Genomic DNA, 10,719 nt, shown 5'->3' on the forward strand with positions numbered 1-10,719 from the left:
GGCGCAGACGTCCCATGATGCGACTGAATCGGGTGGCGCGGGGATCGAGCCGCCGGGAGCGGACGGGCCTTTACCTCGTTGGCTCCGCTTTGGGCGGGAGAAGTTCGTCGGAGGGGTGCGCGAGGAAGAAGCGCAGCATTTCCTTCGTCGCGTCCGGCCCCTGCGGATCGGTATAGGAGCCGCGGGTGCTGCCGCCGGACCAGGCGTGACCCGCGCCGTGAATCGTCCATTGCTCGACGTGCGGTGCGCCGCTCGGGTGGTGATAGGTGGTGCGGGTGTAAGCGCGCCCCTGCGGTACCTGGCCCTTTTCAACCTTCACACGCCGATCCGCGCCCGGTCGGGGTTGGCCGGCCGGGTGCGAACCGGTCGGTGAAAACTGGACGATCACCTGCTCTCCGTTACGGGGATGAACTGTCGTGTCGCGGTCACCGTGGAAGACGATGATCGGGACGGGCCGGGCCGGCGGTCTGCTGTGTCCCGCGCCCGTCGCGGGGCACCCGGCGCGCTTCCCACCCTGCTGCATCGCGGCCAGCGCGGAGGGCAGGTCGTGGGCGGCCGCGTGGGGCAATCCGGAATGGACGCCGGCTGCGGCATAAAGATCGGGATAGGTCGCGGCCATCGTCGTCGCCATCGCCCCGCCGGCCGATAGACCGGCGACATAGATACGCAGCGGATCGGTCTTGTAGCTTGCCCCGACGTCGCGCGTCATGCCCGCGATCAGCGACGGTTCGCCCTGATCGGCGCGCTGGTCCGAAGGCTTGAACCAGTTCCAGCATTTCGAACCGTTCGCCGAGGTCGACTGGGCCGGATAGAGCACGAGGCAGCCCTCCTTCTCGGCGAGTTCGTTCATGCGGGTGCCCGCGGCAAAGTCGTCGGGACTTTGCGTGCAGCCATGCAGCATGACGACGAGAGGCAACGGCTGCCCGCGATAGCTGCTCGGGACATACAGTTTGTAGCTGCGCGTACCCGCCGGGTTGGTGTACGACCCGGTGATGAACTGGGCACCGTCGGGTAGCGGATCGGGCGCTTGCCGCGGCGCGATCGGATCGAAGACCGGAGCCGGTCCAGGGAACTTGAACAGCTTCTCGCGCAGGGCCGAACCGAAGCGCAACGACGGGGAGACCGGTTCGCTCGTAGTCTGCGGCTCGTCCCACGCGGGTACTTCATTCCGCCGGAGGCGCTGCACTTCGCCGGTCACGGCCGGGCTGATGTCGATGACGCGGCAGCGACCTTCGATCGGGGGCTCCCCGGCACGGCGCTCCGGGCTAGCGTGAGCCGCGGGCGGCGGTGCCGCGTGGCCGCCCAGCGCGCGTTGGATGAGGGCGGTCGCTTCGAGGAGCTGACCGGCGCGCGTCAGCCGTGTGGCTTCGAGCAGGTCGGAATTGAGTCGGGCATTCATCGTGGAATCTCCTTGGTCACCTGATTCGGTCCGCCAGCGCCGCCTTCACGGCAGCGCTGGCGTGGAGCGCGCCGAGCACGATGATCGAGTCGATCGTCGCCAGCGCGAGTTCGGGTGGTACGTCGGCAGCGATGCTGGCAAGCCCCAGCACTTGTATCTGGAGGGTTTGTCCGGCGGCCTGCACAGCCTCGAGGTCGCGGCGGGTGTAATGCTGCAGGCCGAGGACGAAGGTCTTGCGGGCGACCGTTTCGCGGATCACTTCCGCATGAGTCGCGAGCTGATTGCGGATCGCCGTTCGAATGAGGTCGGTGCGGTTCGAGTAGAAGCCTTCCTGGACCAGCAGATCGATCTGTCCCAGGTCGACGACCCCGAGGTTGATCGTAATTTTTTCACTCGTTTCTCCAGATTTCGAGCGCAGTTCATGAACACTCATTACCATCTCCTAAACATCCATATGGATGGTAGTTTGGGCGAAACAATGAAGAAGTCAAGGCGTGATTGGAGGATTCTCATCGGACGCTGTTGCCCGCTAAGAAGCGATTCATCCGGCAATACGTCCGTCGGTGAGCTTTTCGCGGAAAATGGAGCTCTTCTTCGAAGGAGCGGTTGATGCAACAGCACAAACAGGACGGGGCTTCCCCGCGAAAGTCGGCTCGCTCCTGGGCCGGCAGGGGGCGGGGGCGCACGTGACCGAAGAATCGAAAATCGTGTGGCTGGAAGATGGCGAGGCGCGCTCGGCGCACTGGCGTTCGGAGAGCGGCGCACGGCCGCCGAAGCGGGTCGTCGTCGCCGACGATACGATGCCGGCCGACACCGCTTACCGTCTCGCTTGCGAGGGCACGGCGTTGTTGTGGCGCGGGGATTTCAACAACGCGCGGCTGTTGCTGCAGGCGATCGCGCGACGCATCGACCGCAAGCCCGCGAAGGCGGGGAAGGGCGGCAAGGCGGGCAAGGCGGCGAACGCAGCGCGGAAGGCGGCGCGGGCCGCGGCAGCTCCGGTGGGTGAGCAGGCCGCCGTCACTGCGGCGCCTGGCACATCGCCCGGGACCGCGGCTGCGAGCGGCACGATGCCGGAAGCCTTTCATCTGCACCGCCAGGCGCAGGCGCAGCGCGCCCGCACGCTGGGCATGCTGCTCGTGCCGTTCGACGCTGACTACCGCATCCCGCTGCGCCGCGCGCCTGACATCCGCGAGGCGTGCGAGGAAGCCTACGGGCCGCCGGACGGCGAGTTCGTCGCGTCGCTGCGCGAGGTCCAGGGGCTCGTCGGCGCGCACGAGTGGCGCAAGAAAGGCGTGCCGATTCCCGCGCTCGGCGCGCATATCCATCCGCATTACGGCGTGTTCTCGCCGGTGCGCGGCGAGTATGTCGCGCTCGTCGCACAGGCGCCGCTGCCGCCGGGTGCGAGCGAACTCGCGTTCGACATCGGCACCGGTTCCGGCGTGCTCGCGGCGGTGCTCGCGCGCCGCGGGGTTCGCTGCGTCGTCGCGACCGACCAGGACGCTCGGGCGCTGGCGTGCGCGCGCGAGAACGTCGCGCGGCTCGGGTTGGGGCGGCAGGTCGAGGTCGTCGAGGCGGATCTTTTCCCGGAGGGGCGTGCCCCGCTCGTCGTCTGCAACCCGCCATGGGTGCCGGCGAGGCCCAGTTCGCCGGTCGAACACGCGGTCTACGATCCGGAGAGCCGCATGTTGCGCGGTTTTCTCGGTGGCCTCGCGGCGCATCTCGCGCCGCAGGGCGAGGGCTGGCTGATCCTGTCGGATCTCGCCGAACACCTCCGGCTGCGCTCGCGTGATGATTTCCTCGCGATGGTCGAGGCCGCCGGGCTGACGGTTGTCGGCCGGCTCGATGCGCGCCCGCAGCATCCGCGCGCGTCCGACGCGGACGACCCGCTTCACGCGGCCCGTGCAGCGGAAGTCACTTCGTTGTGGCGGCTCGCGGCTCGCTGACGTGCGGGATGTCTTACGGCGTCGCCGGTGACGCGCGGACGAGCGCCTCGAGTTCGTCGGGATCGACCGCCGGCGAACAGAGGAAGCCCTGGAACTGGTCGCAGCCGATCTGTTCGAGAAACCGTCGCTGGGATTCGGTTTCGACGCCTTCTGCGATGACGTCGAACTTAAGGGCGCGGCCGATATTGACGATCGCCGCGGTGATCGCGGTGTCGCTCTCGTCGTCCGGCAGCCCGCCGATGAAGGAGCGGTCGATCTTCAGCTTGCGGATCGGGAAACGCTTCAGGTAGGTCAGGCTCGAGTAGCCGGTGCCGAAGCCGTCGATCGAAAGCCGCACGCCGAGCTCGGCGAGGGCGCGCAGCCGAAGCAGCGCCTCTTCGGCGTCGCGGACCAGGATCGACTCGCTCAGTTCGAGTTCGAGATGCGACGGCGGAAGCCCCGTGCGGCGCAGCGCGGTCGAGACGGAATGCACGAAGTCCGAGTGCTGGAACTGGAGCGCGGAGACGTTCACCGCGACGACGAGGTCGAGGCCGCGGCGGCGCCACAGTAGCGCGCGGTCGACCGCTTCGTTCAGCACCCAATTGCCGATTGGGATGATGAGTCCGCTCTCTTCGGCCTGCGGAATGAAATCGTGGGGCGGGATTTTGCCGAGGTCCGGGTCGGTCCACCGGATCAGCGCTTCGACGCCGAGGATGCGGCCGCTTCGAAGGTCGATCTGCGGCTGGTAGCGGAGCCGGAACCGCCGATGCTCCAGCGCGTCGCGCATCGCCTGCTCGAGCTTCATGCGCGCGAGCAGGTTGACGTTCATCTGCCGCTGGTAGAAGCGGAAGTCCGCGCGTCCGCGTTCCTTCGCTCGGTACATCGCGGTGTCGGCGTTCTTGATGAGATCGTCGGCGCTTTCGCCGTCGGCCGGGTACAGCGCGATGCCGATGCTGCAGGTCACCGTCAGCGTGATGTTGTCGAGCATGAACGAGCGTGACAGCGAGCGCAGGATGCGTTGCGCGGTCGCTTCGGCGCCGTGCGCGTCGACGTCGTGGAGCAGCAGCAGGAACTCGTCGCCGCCGAGCCGCGCGGCGGTGTCGCAGTGGCGCAGGCAGCCGCGGATGCGCTTGGCGACTTCGACGAGCACGCGGTCTCCGAACATATGGCCGAGCGAATCGTTGATCTGCTTGAAGCGGTCGAGGTCGATGAAGAGCACCGCGAAGCTGCGTTTTTCGCGCGCCGACCAGTTCAACGCGAAGTCGATCCGCTCGCCGAGCAGCACGCGGTTCGGCAGGCCGGTCAGCAGGTCGTAGTAGGCGAGTTCCTCGATGCGCTTCTTCGCCGCCAGCCGTTCGGTGAGGTCCTTGAAGAACAGGACGTACTGCGGCGCCTTGCCTTCGTCGTCGCGGGCGCGGACCAGCGAGGCGAGGCCCGGAATGCCTGAGCCGTCCTTGAGGCGATACCAGATCTCTCCTTCCCAGTAGCCGTCGTCCTGCAGCCGGTCGAGAAGACGGGGCACGAAGGTGTCGTCGTCGGGTTTGTAGAGCAGCGCGTCGGTGCGCTTGCCGACGAGCTCCGCTTCCTGATAGCCGCTCGATTTCTGCGACTTCGAGTTCGCGGCGACGACGCGGTGCTCGCTGTCGGTGATGAGGATCGCGTCGAGGCTGGCGGAGAACACTTTCGCCGCGAGCTGCAGCCGGGATTCGTCCGCGAGGCGGCGCGTGATGTCGCGATACGAGAACAGCCGGCCGACCGGCCGGCCGCGCGCGTATTGCGGCAGCGATACCTGCTCCAGCACGCGGCCCGAGCGCAGGACGATCACGTCGGTGGCTTCGAGCAGCGGCGACCGGCGCAGCTCCTCGAGGCGCGATGCGTAGCTATCGGGATCGACCACGCTGCGCGCGAGCCAGTCGTGGGTCGCCGAGTCGGCGCGCCGCGTCATCAGCGCGTACGGAATGTCCCAAAGTTCGGCGAACCGCTGGTTGTAGCTGCGGACGCGGTGCGCGAGATCGACGACGAGAATGCCGTCGGCGGTCGACTCGAGGGTCGCGCGCAGTTCGGCGACGAGTTTTTCGAGCTCGTCCTCGACCCGACGCTGTTCGCTGCGGTCGTTGATGCCGACGAGATAGACGCTGTTGCGACCGCCGGTCGCGATCCGGCTGACGCGGCGGTCGACCGTGAGGGTCGAGCCGTCGGAGTGGCGCAGGATCGTCTCGGAGAGGATTTCGTCGGACAGGCCGCGGCTCACTTCTTCCCAGAAGAACAGGTCTTCGGGCGTCGCGGCCAGATCCAGGACGGGGCGCCCGATCAGCGCCTTCGCGTCGACGCCGAGCAAGTCGCAGGCGGTGTGATTGACGCACAGGATCCGCAGGTCGCCGCCGTCGACGACCAGTACCGATTCGAGCAGTCCCTCGATCAGCGATTGCCAGCAGGCACGCGACTTCATCGCGCGAGATCCTCGTCGTCGTCACGTCGCGCGTGCTCGAAGAAGTAGCAGATGCGCGTGCGCGGAGACAGGTAGTCGAGGGCGGCGCGCGGCAACTGCAGCGGCCGCAGGCTGCGGCGAATGCCGAGCGCGGGGTGTTCGGCCAGATCGACGACGAGCGCCGCGGCGCGGGGAATCTGGGGGTCGTGGATGATGATCCTCGGCTTGAGCAGCCGGGTCGCGTTGACGGACAAGACGAGCGCGTAGCGGTCGTCGGTGAGCTGCACGATCGAGCCGGCCGGATAGACGCCCATCATGCGGACCAGGACGTTCACCGTCGTCGCGTCGAAGCTTTCCTTCGCATGCGCGAAGATCTGCGACAGCGCCTCGTGCGGCGTCAGAGCGAGCGCCGGGTTGCCCGGATTGCAGAGGTTGTCGTAATGGTTCGCGACAGTGAGGATGCGGGAGCCGGGCGGCAGCCGGTCGTTCGTGAGACGGGCAGGATAGCCGCTGCCGTCGGCGCGTTCATGATGCTGCGCGATCATCTTCAGCACGTCGTTCGAAAGCCCCATTCGGGTGCCGATCGCGACGCCGTGGCCGACGTGGTTCTGGAAAAGCTGCTGTTCCGCCGCCGACCGCGGGTCGTATTCGTAGCGCAGCCGGTCGGGCAGGTCGAGCTTGCCGAGGTCATGCAGCAGCGCGGCGACGCCGAGTTCGTGCAACGCGGCCTCGTCCAGTCCGCAGGCCTTTCCGAGCAGGAGCGAAATCACCGTGACGTTGATCTCGTGCGGGGCGTGGTCGCCGACCCTTTCCGACAGCAGGTGGATGCAGGTTTCCGACGAGCGGATCAGCGGCCCCGCGATCTCCGCGACGAGCCGCTGCGTGGACTCGTGCGCCTTCGGCGGGCTCGCGCGCGCGAGTTCGACGATCCGACGGTAGCTCCGCGCGACACCGACGAATTCCCGCTCGCAGGCTTGCAGCCGGGCGTGCCGTTCGTCGAGCGTCTCCTTCCGTGCGGAGCGGTTTTGCTTCGCCTTGGCAGTGGGTTTATCGCGATCGTCGATCGCCGCGCGGGCCGGTTCGCGCGGAAAGCATGGCTCCGGATCGCTGCGGTCGGGCGAATACCGGATCCGTTCGATGCCCAGCGCGCGAAGTACTTCGATCTGCGCGGTGGACTGGATCCTGAAGCCGTTGAGCGGGAAGGGGTGCGAGATCCCGCCGAGATCGACGAAGACGAAATGGCCGACCCGCAACCGGGCAATGTCGATGACTTCGGTCAGCGTGTCGGGCATGAGGAGGGCTCGGGGTCTTTCGTGGGCACGGCCGCATCGTGCGTGCGGAGAAAGATATAGCAGCTGCATACGTCCGTCCGCGGCACTATGCCACACGAGTCGAATGAAACTCGATCGCTGGCCCCCGGCCGGGACTGCGGATTGCATCCCGCTGAGCGGCGCGGGGCCTGCCGGCATCCGTTCGGGTCAGGCGCCCCCCGTTTCGGCACCCAACTGGAAGGAGCGAGCAATGAACTGGGATCGCATCGAAGGGAACTGGAAGCAGCTGAAGGGCAACGTCAAGGAACAGTGGGGAAAGATTACCGATGATGAGTTCGACATGATCGCCGGCAAGCGGGACCAGCTCGCCGGGCGAATCCAGGAGAGTTACGGCATCTCGAAGGACGAAGCGGAGCGGCAGATCGCCGACTGGGAAGAGCGGCAGAAGTTCTGAGCGCCGGGGTTCCCCGGTTGCGGGAACGAACCGAAGGCTCCGGGCGGGCGTTCAAATGAACGAAGGCCCCGCGAGGGGCCTTCCTGTCGACGCCGTGCGGCGCCGAACTACTCGCGACTCGCTGTTACGCGGAGCGCTTGCCTTGCGCGGCGGAGGTGAACGCGCGCGACCCCGCTTCGGCTGCGTCGGCGGCGTTCTCGGTCGCCATCGCGGAGAAGCGGCGCATGCCGGTATTGAACGCGTCGAACGCGGCGCTCCAGTCCGTCGGCAGCGAGAACGCGCTGTTCGGGCCGGCGAACTGCGTCAGCATTACCTTCATCACTTCCTGCTGGGTTCCGACGATGATTTCGAGCGCATCGCGGCTGTACTCCTGCGTGCAATCGAGGATCGGCTGGAACACGCCCTGGAGCTCCTGCGGAGACCGCGCGCCCGAGGTCGAGCGCGTCGCTTCGGCCGTCTTCTCGACCGTTTCGCGCATCGTGTTCAGGTTGAGCTCCAGCAGGCGCTGCGCGCTCGTCATGTACAGGCTGGAGATCGTGCGGAACGCGTCGACCATGGCCTCGCCGCCCGCGAGGAGGTTGTTCGATTGAAAAGGCATGGTGTCTCCTATTGGCCTTCCAGTTGATCGGACACGAGTTCCCGCGGCTTGCCTTGCTGCGCGCCGGGGAAACTCGTGTACGTCGCCGTGCTGCATTGCAGCAGAATCTTCAGTATGGCGTGTGCGGGCACAGAATCAAGCGTTGATTCAATACCGAATGTTTCCGTACCCGGTTGTCACACGCCGAAAAGGCCGATGACGCCGATGATGATCAGGTAGATCGCGACGATGAAGTTCAACAACCGCGGCATCACGAGAATCAGGATGCCGGCGAGCAGCGCGACGAGCGGGCCGATGCTCAGATGAAGATCCATTGCGTGACTCCTCGAAGGGGTGCTGCAGAAACCGGCCTCACCCGCGTGCGGCCTTCGCCTCCTGGATGAGGCGGCCGCATTGGCTGTCCATCCCCGGCCCGGTTTCGATCAGGGGGATCAGCGCGAGCAGCGGGTTGATGAAACCGAGCGCGACCGCGCCGAGACCGCGGGCCGCGACGCGGGCGGGGTCGATCGACGGCTCGGGGTCGGAGAACGTGCCGCGGATGTAGATCGGGCTCGGCAGCGCGACGGCGGTCGTGATCTTCGTATCGGGGACCAGCGTCAGGTCGAGCGTTTCCTTGCCGAGGTCGACCGTCCCCGAGCCGTGGATCCGCGTGACGCTGGTATCGAACACCAGCGCGTTGGTCTCCATGACCCCCTTCTTGACTCCGAAGTCGCCGATCACGCAGCGGATCTGCACGAGCTCGTCGCCGGCGAGCTTCAGCCGCAGCATCTCCCACAGGTGCAGGCCGATCGCTTCCATCAGGAAGCGGCTGACCTGGCCGTCGGCGACGATGAGCGCGGCTTCGCCGTCCGCGCTGCCGAGCATCGCGGCGACCGTGTTGCCGTTGCCTTTCAGGTCGAACTCGCCGTTGAGCTCGCCGATGCTCGACTTCGACTCGTCGAGCGTCGGGAAGAGCTCCGCGAGCTTGAGCTGGCGGACGCCGAGCTTGAGGCTCGCGTTCAGCGGCTCGCTCTTGCCGTCGAGCCTGATCGTCCCGGCGAGCGTCCCGCCGGCGAAGCCGAACTTCAGCGGATCGAGCGTCAGCACCGAGTCACGCAGCTGCAGACGGGTGTCGAGATTGTCGATCGGCAGCTCCTCGGGGCGGCGGATCGTGCCGGCTTTCAGCGTTACGTCGGCGTCGACGGTATTCCAGCGGTCGGTGCGGAACGGCGTCTGCGGCAGCACCTTGCCGCCGGCTTCGGCGGGGGCGTCTCCAGCCGCTTCGGTGTCGCCTGTCGCGCCGACGACCGGCCCAAGGTCGGCGAAATCGAGCTTCTTGAACGTCAGTGCGCCGTGCAGATAGGGCCGTTCGCCGTCGGTATCGACCTGCAGCGTGCCGCCGACCTCGCTGTTGCCGATCGCACCGGAAAATTCTTCATAGCGCCAGGTCTTGCCGTCGCGGACGAGATGCCCCGCCGTGCGGTATTCCGGGGTTTCGGGCAGCGCGATGCCGATCAGCGGGAACAGCCGAGCGAGGCTCGCGCCGCGCAGGTCCACGTCGAGATCGATCGCGCTGAACTTCAGCAGGCTCGTGATGCTGCCGTCGGCCTTTACCCGCGTGCGGCCGAAGCGCGCTTCGATGTCGAGCGGATAGGGTGTGGTTTCGTCGCGCAGCGCGAGCGCCGGCCCGCCGCTGCCGCGCGCCTGCATGGCCATCCCCTTGTAGCGGCCCTTCGCGTCGAAGCGGATGCCGGCGTCGCCCGCGCTCCGCGCGACGCGGCCGTTGTCCTCAGCAGTGGCCGCGCCGCGCGCGTCGGGGCGCGCACCGGCCTCGCCATCTACGTCGGACGTCGACACCTTTGCGTCGATGCGCGTGTCCTGCGCCGGCTCGAAGTAGCGGATGTGGCCATCGTGCAGCGACAGCGTGCCGATCTCGAGGCGCGCGCCTTCATCCTTCTGCTCGCGGTCGAGCAGCCAGTTCCGGCGTCCGTCCGGGTGCCGTTCGAGGAAGACGTCGACGGTGTCGAGATCGATCTCGGGCAGCATGAGGTTGCGCCGGAGCAACTGGGGCAGGCTGACGCCGACGGTGATGTTCTCGGCCCTCAGCATCTGGTCTTCCTCGGCCCATTCGGGGTTCGCGAAACTGATGCCCGCCGCGCTGAGCCGTGTCACCGGCCAGCCCCAGTCGATGCCGAGATCGCCCTCGATGACGAGCTCGCGCCCGGTTTTCTCGGTCGTCTGCCGCATGATCGGCCCACGCAGCCAGTTCGGGTCGAACAGCAGCACGACGAGCGCGACCAGTACGACCAGGCCGAGCAGCATCCAGCCGACGGCGCGTGCGACCCGTGTCGCGGTCATCGCGCGCGGCTCCGGGAATCACGCGGGGCGCCGCACAGGTGGTCGGGGCAAGCGCCGGAATCGATCAGGGGCATAAGGGCAGGCTCGAGGTCCGTCGCCGATGCGCAGCAAACCGGGTTCCCGGGATTGTCCGACCCCGCCCCATCACGGCGGTTGCGAACCCGCTCGGGCGGGCGTCGTTCGATCACCGCAGAGAGCGACGGGCAGGCCCGGGTCCACGGCACCGTTCCGACGCTGACGATTTCTTCTTCGGCCCGAAGCCAGGCTTCGACGCCGACGACTCCAGACTGGACGGCCCCATTTCGAAGTT

Annotated in this window: 9 protein-coding genes; 2 read left to right on the forward strand and 7 right to left on the reverse strand. The window is 67.2% G+C overall.

The window, feature by feature from the left end; genetic code table 11:
- Window positions 1-70: 70 nt before the first annotated feature.
- Both V6M37_RS10705 and V6M37_RS10710 read right to left on the reverse strand, forming a co-directional pair.
- Window positions 71-1,399, reverse strand: coding sequence for an extracellular catalytic domain type 1 short-chain-length polyhydroxyalkanoate depolymerase (locus V6M37_RS10705; RefSeq protein WP_332673077.1), 1,329 nt, complete (start codon window positions 1,397-1,399; stop codon window positions 71-73).
- Between the two features lie 16 nt (window positions 1,400-1,415).
- Complete coding sequence (locus V6M37_RS10710; protein ID WP_332673079.1) at window positions 1,416-1,832, reverse strand: CopG family transcriptional regulator; 417 nt, start codon at window positions 1,830-1,832, stop codon at window positions 1,416-1,418.
- Between the two features lie 253 nt (window positions 1,833-2,085).
- Between V6M37_RS10710 and V6M37_RS10715 the strand changes: the two genes are divergently transcribed.
- Window positions 2,086-3,342, forward strand: coding sequence for a class I SAM-dependent methyltransferase (locus V6M37_RS10715; RefSeq protein WP_332673082.1), 1,257 nt, complete (start codon window positions 2,086-2,088; stop codon window positions 3,340-3,342).
- 13 nt (window positions 3,343-3,355) lie between these two features.
- Here the strand turns inward: V6M37_RS10715 and V6M37_RS10720 are convergent, their stop codons facing one another.
- On the reverse strand, window positions 3,356-5,770 hold the full coding sequence (locus tag V6M37_RS10720) for a sensor domain-containing protein (RefSeq protein WP_332673083.1): 2,415 nt from the start codon (window positions 5,768-5,770) through the stop codon (window positions 3,356-3,358).
- A complete protein-coding gene (locus tag V6M37_RS10725; RefSeq protein WP_332673084.1) occupies window positions 5,767-7,041 on the reverse strand; it encodes an HD-GYP domain-containing protein in 1,275 nt (424 codons plus the stop codon). The genes V6M37_RS10720 and V6M37_RS10725 overlap by 4 nt, the downstream gene beginning before the upstream one ends.
- Before the next feature lie 229 nt (window positions 7,042-7,270).
- Between V6M37_RS10725 and V6M37_RS10730 the strand changes: the two genes are divergently transcribed.
- A complete protein-coding gene (locus V6M37_RS10730; RefSeq protein WP_332673085.1) occupies window positions 7,271-7,474 on the forward strand; it encodes a CsbD family protein in 204 nt (67 codons plus the stop codon).
- Between the two features lie 124 nt (window positions 7,475-7,598).
- Here V6M37_RS10730 and V6M37_RS10735 read toward each other — a convergent pair whose 3' ends face one another.
- The 3 genes from V6M37_RS10735 to V6M37_RS10745 all read right to left on the reverse strand — a co-directional run bounded on the left by V6M37_RS10735 (window position 7,599) and on the right by V6M37_RS10745 (window position 10,409).
- The gene (locus tag V6M37_RS10735) at window positions 7,599-8,072 is read right to left on the reverse strand and encodes a phasin family protein (protein WP_332673086.1); all 474 of its coding nucleotides are present in this window, start codon (window positions 8,070-8,072) and stop codon (window positions 7,599-7,601) included.
- A gap of 176 nt (window positions 8,073-8,248) precedes the next feature.
- Window positions 8,249-8,386 carry a DUF3096 domain-containing protein gene (locus V6M37_RS10740; RefSeq protein WP_332673087.1) on the reverse strand — a complete coding sequence of 46 codons (138 nt, stop codon included), beginning with the start codon at window positions 8,384-8,386 and terminating at the stop codon, window positions 8,249-8,251.
- Window positions 8,387-8,423: 37 nt separating this feature from the next.
- A complete protein-coding gene (locus V6M37_RS10745; protein ID WP_332673088.1) occupies window positions 8,424-10,409 on the reverse strand; it encodes an AsmA family protein in 1,986 nt (661 codons plus the stop codon).
- Window positions 10,410-10,719: the final 310 nt, after the last annotated feature.

Source organism: Aromatoleum sp. (assembly GCF_036675785.1).
GTDB lineage: Bacteria > Pseudomonadota > Gammaproteobacteria > Burkholderiales > Rhodocyclaceae > Aromatoleum.

Bases quoted from the DNA above. Each gene is read 5' to 3' on its own strand.
- V6M37_RS10745 (WP_332673088.1), bottom strand. From the start codon at position 10,409: ATGACCGCGACACGGGTCGCACGCGCCGTCGGCTGGATGCTGCTCGGC.
- V6M37_RS10710 (WP_332673079.1), bottom strand. From the start codon at position 1,832: ATGAGTGTTCATGAACTGCGCTCGAAATCTGGAGAAACGAGTGAAAAA.
- V6M37_RS10730 (WP_332673085.1), top strand. From the start codon at position 7,271: ATGAACTGGGATCGCATCGAAGGGAACTGGAAGCAGCTGAAGGGCAAC.
- V6M37_RS10725 (WP_332673084.1), bottom strand. From the start codon at position 7,041: ATGCCCGACACGCTGACCGAAGTCATCGACATTGCCCGGTTGCGGGTC.
- V6M37_RS10705 (WP_332673077.1), bottom strand. From the start codon at position 1,399: ATGAATGCCCGACTCAATTCCGACCTGCTCGAAGCCACACGGCTGACG.
- V6M37_RS10735 (WP_332673086.1), bottom strand. From the start codon at position 8,072: ATGCCTTTTCAATCGAACAACCTCCTCGCGGGCGGCGAGGCCATGGTC.
- V6M37_RS10720 (WP_332673083.1), bottom strand. From the start codon at position 5,770: ATGAAGTCGCGTGCCTGCTGGCAATCGCTGATCGAGGGACTGCTCGAA.
- V6M37_RS10740 (WP_332673087.1), bottom strand. From the start codon at position 8,386: ATGGATCTTCATCTGAGCATCGGCCCGCTCGTCGCGCTGCTCGCCGGC.